The organism is Streptomyces canus (assembly GCF_001514145.1).
Lineage (GTDB): Bacteria > Actinomycetota > Actinomycetes > Streptomycetales > Streptomycetaceae > Streptomyces > Streptomyces canus.
In genome coordinates this window covers 140,860-164,246 of the sequence record NZ_KQ948663.1, presented here as the reverse complement: position 1 = coordinate 164,246, position 23,387 = coordinate 140,860, and the positions used below count along the sequence as shown (strand labels likewise).

Genomic DNA, 23,387 nt, shown 5'->3' with positions numbered 1-23,387 from the left:
GGGGCCGGTGTAGTCCTCGCCGTAGGCGCCCTTGGCGGGGCGGCGTCGGCGCATGGGGGGCTCGACGCCGTCGGCGAGGCGGCGGGCGGTGAGGAGGAAGCCGGTGTGGCCGATCATGCGGTGGTCCGGGCGGACTGCCAGGCCTTCCACGTGCCAGTTGCGGATCATCGACTCCCAGGAGGTCGGCTCGTTGAAGGAGCCGATCTCGCGGATGGACTCGACGGTCCGGGCGAGCTGGGTGGTGGTGGCGACGTAGCAGCACAGGATGCCACCGGGGACGAGCGCCTTGGAGACGGCCTCCAGGCACTCCCAGGGGGCGAGCATGTCGAGGATGACGCGGTCGACGTCGGTGTCGGACAGGTTGTCCTGGAGGTCGCCGACGGTGAGCTGCCAGGCGGGGTGCGGGCCGCCGAAGTAGCGCTCCACGTTCTGCTGGGCGATCTCGGCGAAGTCCTCGCGGCGCTCGTAGCTGTGCAGCATGCCCTGGTCGCCGATGGCGCGCAGCAGGAAGCTGCTGAGCGAGCCGGAGCCGACGCCGGCTTCCACGACGCGGGCGCCGGGGAAGATGTCGGCGAAGGCGAGGATCTGCCCCGCGTCCTTCGGGTAGACGACGGCTGCCCCGCGGGGCATGGACAGGACGTAGTCGGGGAGCAGGGGGCGCAGCGCGAGGTAGGCGACGTTACCGGTGGTGCGGACAACGCTGCCCTCGGGTGCGCCGATCAGCTCGTCGTGCGGGAAGGAACCCTTGTGGGTGTGGAAGTTCTTTCCCTCTTCGAGCGTGAACGTGTAGTGGCGGCCCTTGGGGTCGGTCAGCTGAACCTGGTCCCCGACCTTGAAGGGCCCGCGCCTGCGGGCGGCACCGGTCGGTTCGGACATGTGAACAGCCTACCGGTCCCGGGAGGGGCCGCCGACCACTAGGACGGTCTGGCCATGGCCTTCACGAAGGCGCGTTCCACGTCGGCCGCGGACAGGACGCCGTAGATCTCGCCGGTCTGCTCGACCACGAGGTATTCGGTGGCGGGGGTCGCACGCAGGGCGTCCAGCAGGTCCTCGCCCGCGAGCTCGGCCGAGACGCGCATGCCGTCGGTGAGGTCCTGGGCGAGGCCGCTGACGGCGACCCAGGGGCGGCGGTGTTCGGGTACGCCGACGATGGCGGCCTCGCGGACGAGGGAGAGCGGGGTGCCCTCGGCGTCGACGACGACCAGGGCGCGGGCGCCGGCGGCGTTGGCGCGGCGCAGGGCCTCGGAGAGGGGGGTGTCGGTCTCGACGGGGACCGCGCGGCGGGTGAGGGTGCGGGCGCGCAGTTCGGGGAGGTGTTCGCGCAGGCGTGCCATGCGCAGGCTGTTGCCGGCGCCGGTCCAGATGATCGCGGCGAGGATCGCGGCGAGCAGGGCGTCCATGACGGTGTCCATGCCGACGTTGTCCTCGGCGGAGGAACCGAGCGCTCCGGACTGGGTGAGCAGGGGGAGGCCGATGAGGACGCAGACGGCGAGGGCGCGGCCGACCCAGGCGGCGGCGATGGTGCCGCTCATGGGCTTGCCGGTGATCTTCCAGACGACGGCGCGGAGCATGCGGCCGCCGTCGAGGGGGAGGCCGGGCAGGAGGTTGAAGGCGGCCACGATGAGGTTGGAGACCATCAGGCCGGCGAGCAGGACGCCGGGGACCGTGCCGGGTTCGACGGGCTGCATGGCGAGGTAGAAGAGGCCGGCGAGGATCAGGGAGAGCAGCGGGCCGACGAAGGCCAGCACGAACTCCCGGCCGGGGGTCTCGGCCTCTTTCTCGATCTCGGAGACGCCGCCGAAGAACTGGAGCTGGATGCGGCGGACGGGGAGCTTGAAGCGCAGGGCCGCGACGGTGTGCGCCAGTTCGTGGACGAGGACGGAAGCGTAGAAGGCGACAGCGAAGAAGAGGGAGACGAGGTAGCGGAGGGCACCGAGCTCCGGCAGCACGCGGTCCAGCTGGCCGCCGAACACCCAGGTGATGAGCGCGGCGACGAGGAACCAGCTGGGGGCGACGTAGACGGGCACACCGAAGGGGCGGCCCATCAGCAGGCCGCCCCGGGGCTGGGGGGACTGGGGCGGGGGACTCTTGGGGGCGCCGGAGTGGGCGAGGGTGCGGTGGTCGTCGTGGAAGGCCGGAGAGGCGTGGTCGGCGTCCGGCTCTTCGGATTTGTGCAGGTCGGCGGGGGGTGAGGTCTGCCGGTGACCGCCGTGGGGGCGGCCGGCCTCATGTTCCGCACTCACGCCCTCGCCTGCCGGCCCGTCGGCCTCCGGGGCGGGAGCGGGGGCGTCGGACGGGCGCGGGCTCCCCTCCGGGGCGGCGCCGGCCTCCGGGAGACCGCCCGCCGCGGGGGCTGCGTCGGCTTCAACGGGGCCGCCGTCGGCCTCGGAAGGGTCGTCGGCCGCTCGTGGCGCGGGGCTGGTGCCGTCGGCCGTTGAAGGTTCCGACGGGCGCCGACTGTCCTCGGGTCCGGCGCTGACCTCGGAGGCGGCCGTTGACGGTTCCTGGGCGGGGTTGTCGTCCGCGGTGGGCTCCGGGGCGCCGTCAGTGCCGTCGACGCTGCCGTCGGGTCGGAGTGTGTCGGCGCCCTCTACGGAAGCGCTGGTTCCGTTCTCGTTCGGGTCGGGGGTCGTGGGGTCGGTGGTCTGGGCCGTGGGCCCTGCGTCGGGCTTGGCCGGCCGGTCCTTGTCGGACCGCGGCTGCCCGCTCCCGCCGCTCTCGTCCACGATGTCCCCTCGTTCGAAGCGTCTCCCGCGCCTGCCGTGCGGAAGGGTCTCGGGTTGATGGTATGCGGCGGTCGCGACACCTTCCGCCCCGGCACCCCCTGTGTTTCCTCAGGCGTTACGGCGGTCACGGCCGCGAGTGGGTCACTGTCAGTGGCGGGCCGTATGGTCTGTGGTCATGGAGACGAGCACCGAGGACACGGCGGAAGCCGCGAGCGGCGACCCAGGGGCGGCGGTGGAGCCGGGCACGGTCGAGCCGACGGCAGAGGGTACGGCGGAAGGGGCTGCAGAGGTGTCGCGGCCGGCCGCCATGGCGCCGGCCTCCCTCTCCCCTTCTCGTGCCAATGACTTCATGCAGTGTCCGCTGCTGTACCGGTTCCGGGTGATCGACCGGCTTCCGGAGAAGCCGAGCGAGGCGGCCACCCGGGGGACCCTGGTCCACTCGGTGCTGGAGCGCCTCTTCGACGCCCCGGCCACGGAGCGGACCGCGCCCCGGGCCAAGTCGCTCGTTCCCGGCCAGTGGGACCGGCTCAGGGAGAGCCGGCCCGAGGTGGTGGAGCTGTTCGCCGACGATCCGGACGGCGAGCGGCTGGCGCTGTGGCTCGGTGAGGCCGAGCGGCTGGTCGAACGGTGGTTCACGCTGGAGGATCCGACGCGCCTGGAGCCCGCGGAGCGGGAGCTGTTCGTCGAGGCGGAGCTGGACTCGGGGCTGAGGCTTCGCGGGATCATCGACCGGGTCGACGTGGCGCCGACCGGCGAGGTGCGGATCGTCGACTACAAGACCGGAAAGGCGCCCCGTCCCGAGTATGCCGAGGGCGCGCTGTTCCAGATGAAGTTCTACGCCCTGGTGGTGTGGCGGCTGAAGAACGTGATCCCGCGCCGGCTCCAGCTCGTCTACCTCGGCAGCGGTGACGTCCTGACGTACGACCCGGTCCTCGCCGACCTGGAGCGCGTCGAGCGCAAGCTGCTGGCGCTGTGGGAGGCGATCCGGCAAGCCACGGAGACGGGCGACTGGCGGCCGCGCCCGACCAAGCTGTGCGGCTGGTGCGACCACCAGGAGCACTGCCCGGAGTTCGGAGGCACTCCCCCGCCGTACCCACTGCCGGTGACGTCCGCGATCGGTGAGCAGGGCAGAATGGGGCCGGACTAGCGAAGGAGACTTACGTGGCCATCCGCGTCCTACTGGTCGACGACCAGCCGCTGCTGCGTACCGGCTTCCGGATGATCCTGGAGGCCGAGCAGGACATCGCGGTCGTGGGCGAGGCCGGAGACGGCCTTCAGGCTCTCGACCAGGTACGGGCGCTCCAGCCCGACGTGGTCCTCATGGACATCCGTATGCCTCGGATGGACGGTGTCGAGGCGACCCGGCAGATCACCGGGCCGGGGCGCGACGGCCCGGCCAAGGTGCTCGTGCTGACCACCTTCGACCTCGACGAGTACGTGGTGGAGGCGCTGCGGGCGGGGGCCAGCGGCTTCCTGCTCAAGGATGCCCCGGCCAACGAACTCGTGCAGGCGATCCGGGTGGTGGCCGCGGGTGAGGCGATGCTCGCGCCGAGCATCACGCGTCGGCTGCTCGACAAGTACGCCACGCATCTGCCGTCCGGCGACGAGCCGGTGCCGGACACGCTGCACACGCTCACCGACCGCGAGGTCGAGGTGCTGAAGCTGGTGGCGCGCGGGCTGTCCAACGCGGAGATCGCGGCGGATCTGTTCGTCAGTGAGACCACCGTGAAGACGCATGTCGGTCACGTCCTGACCAAGTTGGGGCTCAGGGACCGGGTGCAGGCCGCGGTGTACGCGTACGAGAGCGGGCTGGTGCGTCCCGGCGCGCAGTAGCGGGAGCGGTACGAAGCGAAGAGGGCGTCCCCCGCCTGACCGGGGACGCCCTCTTCGTGTCTGCGGCCGTCGCGGGATCAGCCCTTGCTGAGCTCCCAGAAGCGGAACACGGTGGAGGCGTCGAGGCAGTACTCCAGGCCGTAGACGTCGTCACGGACGACGGCGTACTGCTTGGCCTGCCAGACCGGAAGGACGGGGACGTCCTCGGCGACGATGTCCTGGAGCGCGCCGAAGGGGTCGTCGGTCGCGGAGCGGTCCGGCTGGGCGGCGGTCTCCGGGATGAGCGAGCCGGTGATCTCGTTGTTGCTGTAGTTGTTGTCCAGCACGTTGCCCTTGCCGAAGAAGGGGGCCGTGAAGTTGTCGGCGTCCGGGTAGTCGGGCACCCAGCCCTTGACGTAGACGCCGTACTTTCCGGCGGCGATGTCCTTCTCGTACTGGTCGAAGGCCACGGACTTCACGTCCGCGTCGAACAGGCCGCTGGCGTTGAGCTGCTGGGCGATCGTCTTGAGTTCCTGGCCGGTGGCCGGGCCGTAGCGCGACGGCGTCGACCACAGGGTCAGCTTCACCTTGCCGGTGATGTTGTCGGCGGCGAGGGCGGCGGCTGCCTTGGACTTGGAGGGCTGGGCACCGTAGGTGTCGAAGAAGGCCGTGTTGTGGCCCCCGATACCGGCCGGGATGATCGAGTAGAGCGGGGTCGCGGTGCCCTGGTAGACGTCGTGGATGAGGGCTTCGCGGTCGATCAGGTAGGCCATCGCCTTGCGGACGCCGAGCCGGCCCGCGACCGGGTCGTCCATGTTGAAGACGAGGTGCTGGACCTCGGCGCTGGTCCCCTCGACGACCTCGACACCGGAGTCGGGGGAGGCGTTCTCGATGTCGGTGATGTCCCCCGCGGTCAGGCCGCGGTAGGCGATGTCGACCTTCTTGTCGGTCAGGGCGGTCTTCAGGGCGCTCTGGTCGCCGTGGAAGAACTTCAGCGTGACGCCGGAGTTCTGGGGGTCGGCGGTGCCCTTGTAGTTCTCGTTGACGGAGAACACGGCCTGGTCGTCGTCGAACGAGTCAAGCTGGTAGGGGCCGGAGCCGACCGCCTTGCCGTCCTTGCGGAGGCCGTCGGCGTCGTACTGCGTGTGGTCGACGATCGAGCCGGCGCCGGAGGCGATCTTGCTCGGGAAGGTGGCGTCAGGGGTGTTGAGCTTGAAGACGACCGTCTTCTCGTCCGGTGTCTCGACCTTGTCGAGCATCGGGAACATGATCGCGGGACCGGCGTCGTCGTTGATCTTCAACGTGCGGTCGAAGGAGAACTTGACGTCCTCGGAGGTCAGCGAGTCGCCGTTGCTGAACCTGAGGCCGTCCTTGAGCGTGCACTCGTAGACCTGGGCCTTGGTGTCGGTGAACTCGCAGCTCCGGGCGGCGTCCGGCTCCGGTTCCGTGCCGCCCTTGGGGAAGCTGAGCAGCGACTGGAAGACGTTGTTGAACAACAGCCAGGAGCCGGGGTCGTAGCCGGAGGCCGGGTCCGTGGCGAGGACGTCGTCGGACATTCCCATGACCACGGAGGAGCCGCCGGAACCGGAGTCCCCCGACTCCGTGCCGCAGCCGGTCAGCAGACCGGCGCCCAGGCCCGCCACGATGGGCAGGACCCCCCACTGGATGCGCTTGTTCACGTGCGAGTGCCTTGTCGTCGATTCTTGTGGAATCCCCGGGCCCGTCCGCCGGGGCCCGGGGCGCTGGAGGCGTCGCGGCCGGTCAGCCGCTCACGCCTCGGCCGAGTTCCCACAGCTGCAGCGTCGACGAGGAGTTGAGCGCGTAGGCGGTGCCCGTGACGTCGTCGCGTGCGGCGACGTACTGGTTGCCCTGCCACAGCGGCAGCACGGGGACGTCGTCGGCGACGATGTCCTGGATCTCGGTCAGGCTTGTGGACGCGGCGATGCGGTCGGCCTCGCGGCGGGAGTCCGGGATCAGGGTGTTGCGGATCTCGGCGTTGTCGTACGGCGATCCGAGGAAGTTGTCCTTGTCGAGGAACGGGGCGAGGTAGTTGTCGGCGTCGGGGAAGTCCGGGAACCAGCCCATGCCGTAGACGTCGTACTTGCCCTTCTGCTCGGCCGGGCGGAAGGTGGTCCAGGGCGCGCCCTGGATGCTGACGTCGAAGAGCCCGCTGTCGTTGAGCTGCTTCTGCAGGTCCTCGAACTCCTCCTTGGTGCCCGAGCCGTAGTGGTCGGTCGTGTAATGGAGGGTCAGCTTGACCGGGGTGGTGATGTCGGCCTGGGTCAGCAGGGACTTGGCCTTGGTGACGCTCGGGTCGCCGTACTTGTTGAAAAACGCGTTGGAGTGGCCGGTGATGGTGGCCGGGACCAGCGAGAAGAGCGGCTGGGCCTGGGTGCCGTAGACCCTGGAGACGAGTTCGCTGCGGTTGATGAGCTGAGCCATCGCCTGGCGCACGGCACGGGACTTCACGGTCGGGGCGTCTGTGTTGAAGGCGAGGTAGCGGATCTCCAGGCCGGCCATTTCGACGAGGTCGACGTCGCCACCGGACTCGTTCGAGAACTTCTTGATCTGCTGCGGCGACATGGTGCGGGTGATGAGGTCGATGTCGCCCTTTTCGAGGGCGGTGCCCATGTCGTCGGAGTCCGAGTAGGAGCGCAGTTCGACCTTGTCGTTGTTCACCGTCAACGACCCCTTGTAGTTGGGGTTCTTGGTGAACACCGCGTCGACGAGCTCGTCGTTCTTGACGTCGGCCTTCATGGTGTAGGGGCCGGAGCCGTCGACGTCGAAGCCGTCGCGGAGCTTGTTCTTCGCGTAGTCGTCCGGGTTGACGATGCCGGCGACCGGGGTCGACAGCTTGTACGGGAAGGTGGCGTCGGCGGTCTTGAGGTGGAAGATGACCTCGCGGTCGCCCTTCGTCTCCACGGTGTCGATGGTGGACAGCAGGGCGAAGACGCCGGAGTCCGCCTTGAGGGCGCGGGCGCGGTCGATGGAGTACTTCACGTCCGCCGCGGTGATGGCCTGACCGCTCGCGAACTTCAGGCCGTCGCGCAGGGTGCAGACGTAGCGCTCGTTGCCGCTGTCGCTGAAGCCGCAGGACTGGGCCGCCTCGGGCACGGGGTCGCCGTCGCCCTTGGGCTGGATCATCAGGGTCTGCACGGTCTGGCGCAGGACGTTCCAGGTGCCGACGTCGTAGGCGTAGGCGGGGTCGAGCGGCGCGGGAGCTTCCTTCGTGGCGGTGAACCGGTCCGTGGTGCCGACAGCGATCGCGTCGCCTCCGCTGCTGCCGCTGTCGGAACCGCCGCAGGCGGCGAGCACCGGCGCGAGCAGACCGATGACGGCCGGCAGCACCAAAGTCTTGCGGTTCATGCTCGGGTTTCTCCACAGCTGTTCAGTCCGTGTATCCGGCATGCATGGGTGGTGCGGCGGATCACGGGGTTAGGGCGATGTTCTCACCAGGAGATTAGTCCGCACCTGCAGGAGGGTTCGCAGCCACCGGAGTTGGGCTTCCATCACACAGCGGAACCGGGCGTGGACGCACCGAAAACCCGTCAGGGGAAGGATTGGTGCAGGGTTTCATCAATCGGGACACATGGGCGCGTCCGCACCCCTCGAAACGGGGCGTCCTGCACAGCCTCGGCCACCTGTCGAGACCCCGCCGAGTGGGGAACCTCACACCCGCAACGGGAGGGTGCCGGACCGGAATTCGGTCATCCGGCACGCTTCGAATTCCTGCGACAGGGACCTGGGGAATTACCGCGTTATCCGCGCTGCACGCTGGGTGAACACCCGAGGCATTTCCGTCATCGAAGGGTGATCAGGCCGCGCAGAAATGTCAGGTCGACCTCTTCGAGGGAGCCGACGACGGTGCGTCCGGGGGCCCGCGGGATGGGGGCGACCGAGGGCACCACCACGACCTGGCAGCCGGCGGCCTCGGCCGCGGCGACACCGGTTGCGGTGTCCTCGACCACCGCGCATCTGGCCGGATCGGCGCCGAGTCCGGCGGCGGCGAACAGATAGGGGTCCGGGTGCGGCTTGGTGCGCGGCACCTCGTCTCCGGCGACCGTGAGGGCGAAGTGCTGGGGGCCCAGGGAGGCCAGGACCCGGTCGATGATGCGCCGGTGCGAGGCAGAGACCAGGGCGGTGGGGACCCGGTGCGCGGACAGCTCGGTCAGCAGCCGGGTGGCCCCGGGCATCAGGGGCAGGGCGTGCTCGATACGGTCCTCGAAGCCCTGGTTGAGCAGGACGGTGAGCTCGGCGAGCGTGATGTCGGCGCCGGTGGCCTCGATCAGGAAGCCCGCGCTGCGGGTCATGGGGCCGCCGACCACGACATGGCGCCAGGAGTCGTCGAGGGTGTGGCCGAGGCGCGCGAAGATCTCGACTTCGACGTCCCACCAGAAGCCCTCGGTGTCCACCAGGGTGCCGTCCATGTCGAGGAGTACGGCCTGGAGGGCGGAGCCGTCCGCCGTACGGGTCAATGGCGCGGGGACCGTGCTGGTCATCCACGTACCTCCTTGAGGGACGAGCAGGCCGGTTCCCACGAAGGGAACCGGCCTGCTGTGGACCGACCAGTGTACGACTTATCCGATCAGTGTGCTCGGCGAGCCGGGACGCGGCGGCTCAGCGGGCGTTGAAGTACTTCGCCTCCGGGTGGTGGATGACGATCGCGTCGGTGGACTGCTCGGGGTGGAGCTGGAACTCCTCGCTCAGGTGGACGCCGATGCGCTCCGGCTGGAGCAGGTCGGCGATCTTGGCGCGGTCCTCCAGGTTGGGGCAGGCGCCGTAGCCGAGGGAGAAGCGGGCGCCCCGGTACTTGAGGGCGAACATGTCCTCGACGTCGCTGGGGTCCTCGCCCGCGAAGCCGAGCTCGGAGCGCACGCGCGCGTGCCAGTACTCGGCGAGCGCCTCGGCCAACTGGACGGACAGGCCGTGCAGTTCGAGGTAGTCGCGGTAGGCGTTGGCCTCGAAGAGCTTGGCGGTCTGCTCGCCGATCCGCGAGCCGACGGTGACCACCTGGAGGCCGACCACGTCGGTCTCCCCCGACTCCTCCGGGCGGAAGAAGTCGGCGAGGCAGAGCCGGCGGCCGCGGCGCTGGCGCGGGAAGGTGAAGCGGGTGCGCTCGTTGCCCTCCTGGTCCAGGATGATCAGGTCGTCGTCCTTGGACACGCACGGGAAGTAGCCGTAGACGACGGCGGCTTCCAGCAGGTTCTCGGTCTGCAGCTGGTCCAGCAGACCGCGCAGCCGGGGCCGCCCGTCGGTCTCGACGAGCTCCTCGTACGTCGGTCCCTCGCCGGTGCGGGCCTGCTTGAGCCCCCACTGGCCCTTGAACAGGGCACCCTCGTCGAGCCAGGAGGCGTACTCCTTGAGCTGGATGCCCTTGATGACGCGGGTGTCCCAGAACGGCGGGGTGGGCACCGGGTTGTCGGTGGCCACGTCGGAGCGGACATGCCCCTCTTCCGGCCGCTCCTCCTCCACGCTCACGGCGCTCGCGCGCACCCGGCGCTGCTTGAGCTCGGGCAGCTTGGCGCCGGGCACGCCCCGCTTGACGCCGATGAGGGCGTCCATGAGGCGCAGGCCCTCGAACGCGTCGCGGGCGTAGCGGACCTCGCCCTGGTAGATCTCGTGCAGGTCCTGTTCGACGTACGCCCGGGTCAGCGCGGCTCCGCCCAGGATGACCGGGAAGTCCGCCGCCATGCCGCGCTGGTTGAGCTCCTCCAGGTTCTCCTTCATGATCACCGTGGACTTGACCAGGAGGCCGGACATGCCGATGACGTCGGCGCGGTGCTCGGCGGCGGCGTCCAGGATCGCGGAGACCGGCTGCTTGATGCCGAGGTTGATCACGTTGTAGCCGTTGTTGGACAGGATGATGTCGACGAGGTTCTTGCCGATGTCGTGGACGTCGCCGCGGACGGTGGCGAGCACGATGGTGCCCTTGCCGGCCTCGTCGCCCTCGACCTTCTCCATGTGCGGTTCCAGGTAGGCCACCGCGGTCTTCATCACCTCGGCGGACTGGAGGACGAACGGCAGCTGCATCTGGCCGGAGCCGAACAGCTCGCCGACGACCTTCATGCCGTCCAGGAGGGTGTCGTTGACGATGTCGAGGGCGGGGCGGGTCTGGAGGGCCTCGTCGAGGTCGGCCTCCAGGCCGTTCTTCTCGCCGTCGATGATGCGGCGCTTGAGGCGCTCCTCCAGGGGCAGGGCGGCCAGTTCCTCGGCGCGGCCCGCCTTCAGGGACTTGGTGGTGGCGCCCTCGAACAGGGCCATCAGCTTCTGGAGGGGGTCGTAGCCCTCGGCCCGACGGTCGTAGATGAGGTCGAGGGCCGTCTGGACCTCTTCCTCGCTGAAGCGGGCGATGGGCAGGATCTTCGACGCGTGGACGATCGCCGAGTCCAGGCCCGCCTTGACGCACTCGTCGAGGAAGACCGAGTTGAGCAGGACGCGGGCGGCCGGGTTGAGGCCGAAGGAGATGTTGGACAGGCCCAGCGTGGTCTGGACGTCCGGGTGGCGGCGCTTGAGTTCGCGGATCGCCTCGATGGTGGCGAGGCCGTCCTTGCGGGACTCCTCCTGACCGGTGCAGATGGTGAAGGTCAGGGTGTCGATGAGGATGTCCGACTCGTGGATGCCCCAGTTGCCGGTCAGGTCGTCGATGAGCCGTTCGGCGATGGCGACCTTGTGCTCGGGGGTGCGGGCCTGGCCCTCCTCGTCGATGGTGAGGGCGATCAGCGCGGCGCCGTGCTCCTGGGCGAGCTTGGTGACCTTCGCGAAGCGGGATTCGGGGCCGTCGCCGTCCTCGTAGTTGACGGAGTTGATGACCGCGCGGCCGCCGAGCTTCTCCAGACCGGCCCGGATGACGGGGACCTCGGTGGAGTCCAGGACGATCGGCAGGGTGGAGGCGGTGGCGAAGCGGCCGGCCAGCTCCTTCATGTCCGCCACACCGTCGCGGCCGACGTAGTCCACGCAGAGGTCCAGCATGTGGGCGCCCTCGCGGATCTGCTCGCGGGCCATCTCCACGCAGTCGTCCCAGCGGGCCTCCAGCATGGCCTCGCGGAACTTCTTCGAGCCGTTGGCGTTGGTGCGCTCGCCGATGGCCAGGTAGGAGGTGTCCTGGCGGAACGGGACCGTCTGGTAGAGGGAGGCGGCGCCGGGCTCCGGCTGTGGGGTGCGCTCGGCGGGCGTGAGGTCGCGGACGCGTTCGACGACCTGGCGCAGGTGCTCGGGGGTGGTGCCGCAGCAGCCGCCGATCAGGGAGAGGCCGTAGTCGCGGACGAAGTTCTCCTGGGCGTCGGCCAGGCCCTCGGGATCGAGCGGGAAGTGCGCGCCGTCCTTGGTGAGGATCGGCAGACCCGCGTTCGGCATGCACAGCAGCGGGATGCGGGAGTGCCGGGCGAGGTACCGCAGGTGCTCGCTCATCTCGGCCGGGCCGGTCGAGCAGTTCAGGCCGATCATGTCGATGCCGAGCGGCTCCAGCGCGGTCAGCGCGGCGCCGATCTCGGAGCCGAGCAGCATGGTGCCGGTGGTCTCGAACGCCATCGAGACCACCAGGGGCACGTCGGCGCCGGTCGCCTCCAGCGCGCGATGGGCACCCAGTACGGAGGCCTTCGTCTGGAGCAGGTCCTGCGTGGTCTCGACGATCAGGGCGTCGGCGCCGCCGGCGAGCAGTCCCTCGACGTTGGCCTGGTAGCCGTCGCGGATCGTGGCGTAGTCGATGTGGCCGAGGGTGGGCAGCTTGGTGCCGGGCCCGACCGAACCCAGGACCCAGCGCGGGCGGCCGTCGCGGGCGGCGTACTCGTCGGCCGCCTCACGGGCGATCCGGGCGCCGGCCTCGGACAGCTCGTGCACGCGGTCGGCGATGTCGTACTCCGACGCGGCCGTGTGATTGGACCCGAAGGTGTTGGTCTCGACGCAATCGACGCCCACCGCGAAGTACGCGTCGTGGACGGAGCGGACGATGTCCGGGCGGGTCACGTTGAGGATCTCGTTGCAGCCTTCGAGATTCTCGAAGTCCTCGAGCGTGGGGTCCTGCGCCTGCAGCATGGTGCCCATCGCTCCGTCGGCGACCACCACCCTGGTGGCGAGTGCCTCACGGAGCGCGGACACACGGGTCCGGCTGTCGGCGGAAGGGGTCAGTGGCGACGAGGCCATGAAAGGGCTCCCTCAGTTGCGACGGCTGTCGGCTTCAGGCGCCCGCGAGACGTCCCACGCCGGGCGCACCACGCCAGGGTAGCCGGGTCCCCGCCGGGATGTTCGGCACGTCCACGGGACGGACGAGGTTGGCGGGCAGATCACCAACGGGATACCAGTGACTCAACAGTTGCCGACCGACCATTAGCGGGAGGTCGGCATGGACCGGTAGTGTTCGACATTGCCGAACAGCGGCAGCGGCGCCGTAACACTCGGGTGCCGAAGCGGACGGAGGCAGGACGGCGATGGCACGGAACATCCAGTCGCTCGAACGGGCGGCCGCGATGCTGCGGCTCCTCGCGGGCGGCGAGCGGAGACTCGGCCTGTCGGACATCGCCTCGTCCCTGGACCTGGCCAAGGGCACCGCGCACGGCATCCTGCGCACCCTCCAGGCGGAGGGGTTCGTGGAGCAGGACGAGGCCTCCGGGCGGTACCAGCTGGGCGCCGAGCTGCTGCGCCTGGGCACCACCTATCTGGACGTGCACGAACTGCGTGCGAGGGCGCTCGTCTGGACGGACGACCTGGCCCGCTCCAGCGGCGAGAGCGTCCACCTGGGCGTGCTGCACCAGCACGGCGTGCTCATCGTGCACCACGTCTTCCGGCCCGACGACAGCCGACAGGTGCTGGAGATCGGGGCCATGCAGCCCCTGCACTGCACGGCGCTGGGCAAGGTGCTCTCGGCCTTCGACCCGGTCGCGCACAGCGAGGCGCTGGAGAGCGACCGCAAGGCGTTCACCGACCGGACCGTGTGCGAGCTGGCGGAGTTCGAGCAGATCCTCGACGTCACGCGCGCGCGTGGGTACGCGGCGGACGTGGAGGAGACCTGGGAGGGCGTCGCGTCCATCGCCGCGCCCATCCACGACCGGCGGCGCATGCCGGTCGGCGCGGTCGGCATCACGGGCGCGGTGGAGCGGCTGTGCCGGCCCGACGAGGAGGGCGCGCTGCGTCCGGAGCTGATCGCGGCCGTGCGGGACTGCGCCCGCGCCGTCTCGCGCGATCTGGGCGCCGGGCGCTTCTGAGAAGTACGTGAGAGTCAGCGGGCGAGGACCGGGCGTCGGGCGGCGTCCCGGTCCTCGCCGTACGCTGACACAACGGGCATACCGCCCGGTCGGCACACAGCGTGTCCGGCGTCGCGCCCTGCGCGATCGCCCCGCAAGATCGGCAAGCGACAGCGATCAATAACGATCGCACTTTCGATAACAGAACCCTTGACGTGCGCGTAACGCCGGAGCAAGACTCCCGTCCATCGGTCGGCATTGTCGAACACCTACCGGCAATACGCGCTAGAGTGTGACAACGCCAGGGCCGGCATCGCTCTCACCCCCGAGGGCAGCTCGAACCTCCGGAGGGACCCGGGGTTCGGTCCCCTGGACGAAGGACAAAGGAGTCGCGGGTGTCCAGCTCCGACATCTTCATCGGCGAGACCATCGGTACCGCCATACTCATCCTGCTCGGTGGCGGCGTGTGCGCCGCCGTCACGCTGAAGGCCTCCAAGGCACGCAACGCCGGCTGGCTCGCCATCACCTTCGGGTGGGGTTTCGCCGTTCTGACGGCCGTGTACACCTCGGCGCCCCTCTCCGGCGCCCACCTCAACCCGGCCGTCACGCTCGCGCTCGCGCTCAAGAAGGACGGCATCCCGTGGAGTGACGTCCCGATCTACTGGGGCGGTCAGCTGCTCGGCGCCATGATCGGTGCGGCGCTGGTCTGGATCGCCTACTACGGCCAGTTCCACGCGCACCTGACCGACAAGGAGATCGTCGGCGCTCCGGGCGCGCAGGCCACGACCGCCAAGGCCGTCGAGGCACAGGAGAAGGGCGCCGGCCCGGTGCTGGGCATCTTCTCCACCGGCCCCGAGGTCCGGGTCGCCTGGCAGAACGTCGCCACCGAGGTCATCGGCACGATCGTGCTGGTGCTCGCCGTACTCACGCAGGGTCTCAACGGCGACGGCAAGGGCCTGGGCACCCTGGGCGCCCTGATCACCGCGCTCGTCGTGGTCTCCATCGGTCTCTCCCTGGGCGGCCCGACCGGGTACGCGATCAACCCGGCCCGTGACCTCGGTCCGCGTGTCGTGCACGCCCTCCTGCCCCTGCCCAACAAGGGCGGCTCCGACTGGAGCTACGCCTGGGTCCCGGTCGCCGGTCCGCTGATCGGCGGCGCGATCGCCGCAGGCATCTACAACATCGCTTTCGCTTAGACCTTCTGACACAGCCTCAGAGCAAAGCCGTAGTAGATCAGTCGTAGCCCGTCCCCTTACTCACGGAACCCCGGGAGCACACAGTGACCGACGCCCACACCGCCGGCCCGTTCATCGCCGCCATCGACCAGGGCACCACCTCCAGCCGCTGCATCGTCTTCGACAGGGACGGCCGTATCGTCTCGGTCGACCAGAAGGAGCACGAGCAGATCTTCCCGAAGCCGGGCTGGGTCGAGCACAACGCCACCGAGATCTGGACCAACGTCGAGGAAGTCGTCGCCGGAGCCATCCAGAAGGCCGGAATCACCCGCGACGACATCAAGGCCATCGGCATCACCAACCAGCGCGAGACCACTCTCCTCTGGGACAAGAACACCGGTGAGCCCGTCCACAACGCCATCGTCTGGCAGGACACCCGCACCGACGCCCTGTGCCGGGAGCTCGGCCGCAACGTCGGTCAGGACCGCTTCCGCCGCGAGACCGGTCTTCCCCTCGCCTCGTACTTCGCCGGCCCGAAGGCCCGCTGGCTGCTCGACAACGTCGAGGGGCTGCGTGAGCGCGCCGAGCGCGGCGAGATCCTCTTCGGCACCATGGACAGCTGGGTCATCTGGAACCTGACGGGCGGTGTGAACGGCGGTCACCACGTCACCGACGTCACCAACGCCTCCCGCACCATGCTGATGAACCTCCACACGCTGGAGTGGGACGAGAAGATCGCGGAGTCCATCGGCGTGCCGCTGTCGATGCTCCCCGAGATCCGCTCCTCCGCCGAGGTCTACGGCGAGGTCACCGGCGGCAAGCTGGGCGACCTGCTCGGCGGCATCCCGGTCGCCTCGGCGCTCGGTGACCAGCAGGCGGCCCTGTTCGGCCAGACCTGTTTCGCCGAGGGCGAGGCCAAGTCGACGTACGGCACCGGCACGTTCATGCTGATGAACACCGGTGACAAGATCATCAACTCGTACTCGGGACTGCTGACGACGGTCGGCTACCGCATCGGCGACGAGGCACCGGTCTACGCCCTGGAGGGCTCGATCGCCGTCACCGGTTCGCTGGTGCAGTGGATGCGCGACCAGATGGGCCTGATCTCCACCGCCGCCGAGATCGAGACGCTCGCGCTCTCGGTCGAGGACAACGGCGGCGCGTACTTCGTGCCGGCGTTCTCCGGGCTCTTCGCCCCGTACTGGCGCCCGGACGCCCGCGGTGTGATCGCCGGCCTCACCCGGTACGTCACCAAGGCGCACATCGCGCGCGCCGTCCTGGAGGCCACCGCCTGGCAGACCCGTGAGATCAGCGACGCCATGACCAAGGACTCCGGTGTCGAGCTCGCGGCACTCAAGGTCGACGGCGGCATGACCTCCAACAACCTGCTGATGCAGACGCTCTCGGACTTCCTGGACGCCCCCGTGGTGCGCCCGATGGTCGCCGAGACCACCTGCCTCGGTGCCGCCTACGCCGCCGGTCTCGCCGTCGGCTTCTGGACCAGCACCGACGACCTGCGCGCCAACTGGCGCCGGGCCGCCGAGTGGACCCCCAACATGGCCGCGGAGAAGCGCGACCGTGAGTACAAGAGCTGGCTCAAGGCCGTCGAGCGGACCATGGGCTGGCTCGAGGACGAGAACTGACGAGAGCGCTCACCACAGCTCATCTCGATAGTTCTGATGAGGAGTAAGAACCCGACATGACCAGTCAGTCCACCCTGCAGTCCGTGCCTGCCCTCGGTACGCACCCGGCCTCCGGCTCCCAGCCGAGCCGCGCCGAGACCCGGGAGCAGCTCTCCAAGGCGTCGTACGACCTCCTCGTGATCGGCGGCGGCATCCTGGGCATCTCCACCGCCTGGCACGCCGCGCAGTCCGGCCTCAGGGTGGCCCTGGTCGACGCCGGCGACTTCGCCGGCGCCACCTCCTCCGCCTCCTCCAAGCTGCTCCACGGCGGTCTGCGCTATCTGCAGACCGGCGCGGTGCGGCTGGTGGCGGAGAACCACTTCGAGCGCCGTGCGGTCTCCCGCCAGGTGGCTCCCCACCTGGCGAACCCGCTCACCTTCTACCTCCCCGTGTACAAGGGCGGGCCGCACGGCGCCGCGAAGCTCGGGGCGGGCGTCTTCGCCTACTCCGCGCTCTCGGCGTTCGGTGACGGCGTCGGTCACCTCCTGTCCCCCGCCAAGGCGGCGCAGGACGTGCCCGAGCTGCGCACCGAGAACCTCAAGGCCGTGGCCGTGTACGGCGACGACCAGATGAACGACGCGCGCATGGCGCTGATGACGGTCCGCGCGGCCGTCGAGGCGGGCGCGGTCGTGCTCAACCACGCCGAGGTGACCGGCCTCAGGTTCACCAAGGGCCGGGTGACGGGCGCGGATCTGCGCGACCGGCAGTCCGGCGACGAGTTCGGCGTGAACGCGCGGCTCGTGCTGAACGCGACCGGGCCGTGGGTCGACCACCTGCGCAAGATGGAGGACCCGAACGCGGCTCCGTCCATCCGTCTGTCCAAGGGCGCCCACCTGGTCCTGAAGCGGACGTCTCCGTGGAAGGCCGCGCTGGCCACCCCGATCGACAAGTACCGGATCACCTTCGCCCTCCCGTGGGAGGACATGCTCCTTCTCGGTACGACCGACGAGGAGTTCGAGGGCGACCCGGCCGATGTCGCGGTCACCGAGAAGGACACGGCCCAGATACTCGACGAGGCCGCGTTCTCCGTCCGCGACCAGCAGCTGTCCCGTGACCTGATCACGTACTCCTTCGCCGGTCTGCGCGTGCTGCCGGGCGGCCCCGGTGACACGGCGAAGGCCAAGCGCGAGACCGTGGTCACGGAGGGCCGTGGCGGCATGCTGTCCGTCGCGGGCGGCAAGTGGACGACCTTCCGGCACATCGGCCGTACGGTCATGCAGAAGCTGGAGGCGCTGCCCGGCGCTCCGCTGGGCGACGACTTCGAGCCCATCGCGTCCCTGCCGAAGAAGCTTCCGCTGCCCGGTGTCGCCAACCCGCGCGCGGTCGCGCACCGTCTGTTGGTGGACAACCCGGCACCGGGTCCGCGCATGGCCGCCGACACGGCGAAGCATCTGGCCACGCACTACGGCTCGTTGGCCTTCGACATCGCCCGGCTGGCCAACGAGAGCCCCGAACTGGGTCAGCGGGTGCATCCGGACGCGCCGGAGATCTGGGCGCAGGTCGTCTACGCGCGGGACAACGAATGGGCCGAGACCGCGGACGACGTGCTGCGGCGCAGGACCACGTTGACGATCCGGGGGCTTGCCACGGACGACGTCCGGGCGAAGGTTCAGGATCTGCTCGACAAGAAGTGAGCGGTGACACGGGAAGGGCGGCTCCTCGTCGAGGGGCCGCCCTTTTTTGGGAAGCCGCAGGTCGGTGCGGCTCCGCCTACGTGACCCGTACGACCGCCCGCACGGATTCCACGTCGGTCAACTCGCGGCGCCTCACTATCAGTTCGCGGCCGATGAGCAGTGCCCTGCGGGACGCCCCCACCGGGTCCTCCAGTGTGGTCAGATCCGTCAGGTGGGCGAAGCCGATGATCCTGCGGATGACTTCCGTGCCCGCGTAGCCGAGGGACTCGGTCCACACCTTCCTCAGGAAGCGGTCCAGGTAGGCGTCGTCGAAGAACGTGTCCACCCGGGCCGGCCACAGGCGGCGGAACTCCGTCTCGAACGCCTCCCAGGACAGCCGGAGTTGGTCGGCGTGGTCCGTCAAGCCGCCCAGCGCGCGAGCCCGTTCCTCGGAGACCAGGGCGTTGGCCCAGTACAGGCCCAGGTCGAAGCCGATGGGCCCCACGAAGGAGAACTCGGGGTCGAAGACCCGCACCACGGGGGCGCCGTCACGGGTGCCGACCATGACGCTGCCGGTGTGCAGGTCACCGTGGAGGAGGGACTGGGCGCCGGTCATGAACAGGTGCCTGAGTTCGGCCACCTCCGTTCGGAGCTCCGCGTCCGCCCGGAAGGACACCGCCAGGTCGGCCACGCCCTCGTGCCAGTGGTTGTGTTCGTGCTCGAGGTACGGCTCCGACAACACCACGTCTTCCGTGATCTTGCAGAGCTCCGGGCTCACCGAGGCCGCGATCAGCGCCTTGCGCTCTGCCGACGGCATGCCGAAGTCGCTCGTGGCGAAGGAGAGCCGGGCGACCAGTTCGCCGATGCGGGCCGAGGTGTGGGGGCCGTACGACGCTCCCTCGTTCAGGAGGGTGCGCAGGACCTCCAGGTCCGACATGTCCTCCATGACGAGCGTGTAGTTCTCGGAGTCGTAGCCGTGGACCGCCGGGATCTCGTCGGGGGCGACCTTGGCGATCTGCTCGTAGGCGCGGGCCTCGGCGTCGGCTCGGTTGGGGTTCATCGGCCAGGACGGGCCCGCCACCCGTACCCAGGGCAGGGCCTGCTTCACGGCGAGGCTGCGGGTGCCGTCGGCCGAGGAGGCGAGGAAGACCCGGTTCATGTTGCCGTCGGAGACCTCCCGTACGGCGATGTCGTCCAGGTCCTCCCAGTGGCCGCGCTCGCTCAGGTACGCCGGGATGTCGTCGGTCTCCAGGATGCGGTAGCCCATGTGTCTCCTTAGGACGTACGGCGCTTGGACAGGGTGAAGCTGAACACCAGGGCGAGGATGAGGACCGCGCCCTCGACGACGTCCTGGGTGTAGTACGGCAGGCCCTTGATGGTCAGGCCGGTGGTGATGATGCCGATGAGCACCGCGCCCAGGGCCGTGCCCCAGACGTTCGGGCGGCCCCGGCCCAGCACGGAGGTGCCGACCAGCGCCACGGCCACCGCCTCGAGCAGCTGGGAGGTTCCGGCCGAGACGTCGCCCTGGCCGATGCGGGCGGCCAGGATCAGGCCGCCGATCGAGGCGAGGACGCCGGAGAGGACGTAGGCCAGGGCCCGGTACGCGCCGACGCGGATGCCGGCCAGGCGGGAGGCCTCGGGGTTGGCGCCGATGGCGTACAGCACGCGGCCCCAGCGGGTGCGGGCGAGGAAGATCCACGCGGCGACCGTCAGGCCGCCGAAGACGAGGACCGAGATGGGGATGCCGAGGACCGTGCCGCGGTCGATCTTCAGGAAGCCGGCGGTGAACCTGCCGGGGGCCGTGGTGCCGTCGTCGAGGGTCATGCCGGGGGTGATGGACTGACCGTCGACCAGGATGAGCTTGCTGCCCTGGATCACGAACATGGTGCCGAGGGTGGCGAGCATGTCGGGGATCTTCAGTACGACGATCAGCAGGGCGTTGAGGAGCCCGGCGAGGGCACCCGCCGCCAGCACCGCGATGATGGCGACCGTGCCGACCTGGTTGAAGACGACCATCGTCTGGGCGGCGACCGAGACGCCGAGGCCCGCGACCGCGCCGACGGACATGTCCATTCCGCCGACGGCCATGGTGAGGGTGACGCCGAGGCCGAGGATCGCGGCGACGGAGACGTAGCGAAGGGTGTCGAGGAGGGTCGCCGACTCGCGGAAGGAGCCCTCGCTCAGCGCGAAGTACAGGAACAGCGCGACCGTGACGAAGATGAAGCCGTACTTGATGACGGCGTTCTGGACACGTACGGCGGTCGAGGTCGCCGGCGCGGTCGCCGACTTCGTGGGGACCTCGGTGCTCTGGGTGGTGGTCATGGCGTAGTTCCTCAGGGAGCCGGGGTCACACGGACGCGGAGATGGTCTGGATGACGCGGTCGCGTTCCGCGTCCTCGCCGTACGCGTCGAGGTGGATCTCTCCGGCGGCGAGCACGACGACCCGGTCGGCGATCTCGAGGACCTCGTCGACGTCGGCGGACAGCACGAGTACGGCGGCGCCCTCGGCGGCGAGGGCCCTGGCACGGCGGCCGATGTCCCGGCGGGCACCGATGTCCACGCCTCGGAACGGCTCGTCCAGGATCAGGACACGGGGTGTCCGGGCGAGCCAGCGGCCCACGACGACCTTCTGCTGGTTGCCGCCGGAGAGTTCCTCCACGGTGCTGTGCTCGTCGCGGGCGACGACGCCGAGTGCCTCGATGGTCTCGCGGCCGAGGGTGTCCTCCCTCGACCGCTGGACCAGACCGGCCCGGGACAGCGACTTCAGGAACGGCAGCGAGATGTTCTGGGACAGCGACCAGCCGGGGACGAGCGCGTCGGCGTGCCGGTCCTCGGGGACCAGGTGGATGCCCGCGCGGATCGCGTCGGAGGGCCTTTTCGGCTCGTACGGCTCGCCGTCCAGTTCGGCGGTACCGGTCGCGAAGGGCTCGGCGCCGAACAGGCCGCGGGCCAGCTCGGTCTTGCCCGCGCCCAACAGGCCCACCACACCGGTGACTTCGCCCGTACGGAGGTCGAGGTCGAGAGGTGCCCGGCCCGCGAGGAGACGGACTCCGCGCAGGGACAGGGCGACGTCACCGGAAGCCGCTTCCCGCACCGGCCGTGCCGTCGTCACCTCCTGCGCCTGCCGGGCCGGCCGTCCACGCAGCATCGCGCGCAGGGCGCTGTCCCAGTCGAAGGGTTTGGTCTGGTCCTCGGTGAGACGGCCGTCCCGCAGGACGACCAGGCGGTCGGCGAGCGCGTCGATCTCGCCGAGGCGGTGGGAGACGTAGAGGACCGCTATGCCGTCGTCCCGCATCCTCTCGACGAGTGCGAAGAGGCGTTGGGCCTCGGCGGCGGACAGGGCGGAGGTCGGTTCGTCGAGGATCAGCAGCCGGGGGCGGGTCGCGAGGGCGCGGGCGAGGATCAGCAACTGGCGGTCGGAGATGCCGAGTTCGCTCACCTCACGGCGCAACACGGAGTCGCTCCAGCCGAGATCGAGACCTGCCTGGATCTCGCGGGCGCGCGCCAGGACCCGGCGCCCGTTCAGGAACGGGTTCCCGCGCTTCTGCGCCAGCTCCTCGAACACCAGGTTCTCGGCGACCGAGAGGCCCGGCACGATGCCCTCGCCGATGCGCTGGTGCACGGTCTGGATGCCCAACTGCCGGGCGGCCAGCGGGGACTGGAGAGCCGCGGTCTCCCCCGCGACCCGCACCTGACCCCCGTGGCCGGTGTGCACGCCCGACAGGATCTTGATCAGCGTGGACTTGCCGGCGCCGTTCGCTCCGAGCAGTGCGACCACACTGCCCGGGGCGATGTCGAGGGTGACGGAGGCGAGCACGGTCTTGCCGCCGAAGGCCATGCTGACGTCGGTGAGACCGACCGCAGGCGTCTCAGTGGGCGACATTCGAGATCCAGTCGGCGGTCGAGACCTGCGACAGGTTCAGCGCGGGCAGCGCCTGCCGCAGCTGGTCCATGTTCTCGATCTTCTTCTCGCGCAGGAAGTCCTGGGTGATGGCGACGGCCGGGAACTCCACCGAGGTCTTGCCCAGTTGACCGGCCAGCTCCAGGGCGGCCGTACGGACGACGGCGGCGCCGACCGCGGACGGGTCGGTGCCCGCCGTGGCGACCCACGGACTGTCGGCGGCGGTCATCTGCTGGATGTCGGCGTTGGAGACGTCCGCACCGAAGACCTTCACCTTGTCCTGGAGCTTCTTGTTCTGGACGGCGAGGACCGTGCCCTTGGCGAGTTCGTCGTAGGGGGCGAAGACGCCGGTCACGTCCGCGTGCTGGGTGAGCGCGGCGGAGACCAGGGGAACGTTGTCGGTGGCCGTGGAGTCGGTGACCTTGCCGACCTTGAACTGCTGCTTCCAGCCCTGCGCGGCGAGTTCCTTCGCCCAGACGGTGTTCCGCTTGTCCAGGGCCGCGTAGCCGGCGACGTTGACGTACCCGACCTTGGCGTTCTTGCCGAGGTCCTTCGCCATCACGTCGAGGACCGCCTGGGCCATGCTCGCGTCGTCCTGCTCGGTGCTCACCACGCCCTTGGTGGGGGTCTCCACGTCGTAGACGACGACCTTGATGCCCTTCTTCACGGCCTTGTCGATCTCCGGCTGGATCGTCGCCGGGAAGCCGTGGTCGATGATGATCGCCTTGGCGCCGGAGTTGATCGCCGAGGAGAGGTCGGTGGCCTGCTTGGCGTTGTCCGCCTGGGCGTCGTACACGGTCAGGTCGATACCGAGGGCCTTGGCCTGGGCCTTGGCGCCGTTGCCCCACTGCTCGAAGTAGTCGCCGGCACCGCTCTGCCGGACCAGGGCCACCTTGACCGCGCCCGCGCTGAAGGGGGCGGGCTTCTTGCCGGTGGCGGCCGAGGCGGAGGCGGCGGTGTCGCCGGTGTTCGTCGACGCGTCCGTGGACTGCGAGCAGCCGGAGAGCACGAGGGCGGAGACGGAGGCCAGCGAGAGCGCGGCAAGCGGGAGGCGGGCACGGGACATGAGGGGCTCCAGGTACGTGATGGGAAGACAGAGGGAGTGCGTGTCCCGGAGCGAGCGAAAGGAATGCGCCACCGATGTCAGGGATGGCGTGGGCGCGCGAGGGCTCCGGGAGGGGTCAGCGACAGCTGGCTGTGGTCGACCGGAGCAAGTCCACGTACAGCCGCCGCACGAGCAGCAGCGTCTTCATACGCAGATCATGAGAACGTTTTCAGCCACACGTCAAAGTTATGGAACCG

Annotated in this window: 16 protein-coding genes; 6 read left to right on the top strand and 10 right to left on the bottom strand. The window is 69.7% G+C overall.

Translation table 11 applies throughout. From position 1 onward, the window contains the following. Both AQJ46_RS25515 and AQJ46_RS25510 read right to left on the bottom strand, forming a co-directional pair. A partial coding sequence (locus tag AQJ46_RS25515; protein WP_059207839.1) for a tRNA (adenine-N1)-methyltransferase occupies positions 1-876 on the bottom strand: 876 nt, incomplete at its 3' end. 38 nt (positions 877-914) lie between these two features. Continuing rightward, complete coding sequence (locus AQJ46_RS25510) at positions 915-2,726, bottom strand: site-2 protease family protein (RefSeq protein ID WP_059207838.1); 1,812 nt, start codon at positions 2,724-2,726, stop codon at positions 915-917. Positions 2,727-2,901: 175 nt separating this feature from the next. Here AQJ46_RS25510 and AQJ46_RS25505 point away from each other — a divergent pair, with 175 nt between their 5' ends. Next, positions 2,902-3,873: a RecB family exonuclease gene (locus AQJ46_RS25505; RefSeq protein WP_059207837.1), complete on the top strand. Its 972-nt coding sequence runs from the start codon at positions 2,902-2,904 to the stop codon at positions 3,871-3,873. 14 nt (positions 3,874-3,887) lie between these two features. Beyond that, complete coding sequence (locus AQJ46_RS25500) at positions 3,888-4,559, top strand: response regulator (RefSeq protein ID WP_020141342.1); 672 nt, start codon at positions 3,888-3,890, stop codon at positions 4,557-4,559. Positions 4,560-4,636: 77 nt separating this feature from the next. Here AQJ46_RS25500 and AQJ46_RS25495 read toward each other — a convergent pair whose 3' ends face one another. The 4 genes from AQJ46_RS25495 to metH all read right to left on the bottom strand — a co-directional run bounded on the left by AQJ46_RS25495 (position 4,637) and on the right by metH (position 12,677). Beyond that, the gene (locus AQJ46_RS25495; RefSeq protein WP_059207836.1) at positions 4,637-6,217 is read right to left on the bottom strand and encodes an ABC transporter substrate-binding protein; all 1,581 of its coding nucleotides are present in this window, start codon (positions 6,215-6,217) and stop codon (positions 4,637-4,639) included. Between the two features lie 82 nt (positions 6,218-6,299). After that, a complete protein-coding gene (locus AQJ46_RS25490; protein WP_059207835.1) occupies positions 6,300-7,904 on the bottom strand; it encodes an ABC transporter substrate-binding protein in 1,605 nt (534 codons plus the stop codon). A 434-nt stretch (positions 7,905-8,338) separates the two neighbouring features. Then, positions 8,339-9,037 carry an HAD family hydrolase gene (locus AQJ46_RS25485; protein ID WP_059207834.1) on the bottom strand — a complete coding sequence of 233 codons (699 nt, stop codon included), beginning with the start codon at positions 9,035-9,037 and terminating at the stop codon, positions 8,339-8,341. A 118-nt stretch (positions 9,038-9,155) separates the two neighbouring features. After that, positions 9,156-12,677, bottom strand: a complete 3,522-nt coding sequence (gene metH, locus AQJ46_RS25480) for a methionine synthase (protein WP_059207833.1) — start codon at positions 12,675-12,677, stop codon at positions 9,156-9,158. 284 nt (positions 12,678-12,961) lie between these two features. On the opposite strand from metH, the gene AQJ46_RS25475 reads away from it, so the two are divergent. From AQJ46_RS25475 to AQJ46_RS25460, 4 genes are all read left to right on the top strand, one after another. Continuing rightward, a complete protein-coding gene (locus AQJ46_RS25475) occupies positions 12,962-13,735 on the top strand; it encodes an IclR family transcriptional regulator (protein ID WP_059207832.1) in 774 nt (257 codons plus the stop codon). A 374-nt stretch (positions 13,736-14,109) separates the two neighbouring features. Beyond that, on the top strand, positions 14,110-14,910 hold the full coding sequence (locus AQJ46_RS25470; protein WP_059207831.1) for an MIP/aquaporin family protein: 801 nt from the start codon (positions 14,110-14,112) through the stop codon (positions 14,908-14,910). Positions 14,911-14,993: 83 nt separating this feature from the next. Beyond that, positions 14,994-16,532, top strand: a complete 1,539-nt coding sequence (gene glpK / locus AQJ46_RS25465) for a glycerol kinase GlpK (protein ID WP_059207830.1) — start codon at positions 14,994-14,996, stop codon at positions 16,530-16,532. 56 nt (positions 16,533-16,588) lie between these two features. Then, complete coding sequence (locus tag AQJ46_RS25460) at positions 16,589-18,205, top strand: glycerol-3-phosphate dehydrogenase/oxidase (protein ID WP_057614339.1); 1,617 nt, start codon at positions 16,589-16,591, stop codon at positions 18,203-18,205. Positions 18,206-18,281: 76 nt separating this feature from the next. Here the strand turns inward: AQJ46_RS25460 and mtnK are convergent, their stop codons facing one another. From mtnK to AQJ46_RS25440, 4 genes are read right to left on the bottom strand one after another with little or no spacing between them, the layout of a single operon-like run. After that, the gene (gene mtnK, locus AQJ46_RS25455) at positions 18,282-19,451 is read right to left on the bottom strand and encodes an S-methyl-5-thioribose kinase (protein ID WP_059207829.1); all 1,170 of its coding nucleotides are present in this window, start codon (positions 19,449-19,451) and stop codon (positions 18,282-18,284) included. 8 nt (positions 19,452-19,459) lie between these two features. Then, on the bottom strand, positions 19,460-20,506 hold the full coding sequence (locus tag AQJ46_RS25450; protein ID WP_057614341.1) for an ABC transporter permease: 1,047 nt from the start codon (positions 20,504-20,506) through the stop codon (positions 19,460-19,462). Between the two features lie 25 nt (positions 20,507-20,531). Next, a complete protein-coding gene (locus AQJ46_RS25445) occupies positions 20,532-22,067 on the bottom strand; it encodes a sugar ABC transporter ATP-binding protein (RefSeq protein WP_059207828.1) in 1,536 nt (511 codons plus the stop codon). Then, complete coding sequence (locus AQJ46_RS25440; RefSeq protein ID WP_059207827.1) at positions 22,054-23,151, bottom strand: substrate-binding domain-containing protein; 1,098 nt, start codon at positions 23,149-23,151, stop codon at positions 22,054-22,056. Before AQJ46_RS25440 ends, AQJ46_RS25445 begins: the two co-directional genes overlap by 14 nt. Between the last annotated feature and the right edge of the window lie 236 nt (positions 23,152-23,387).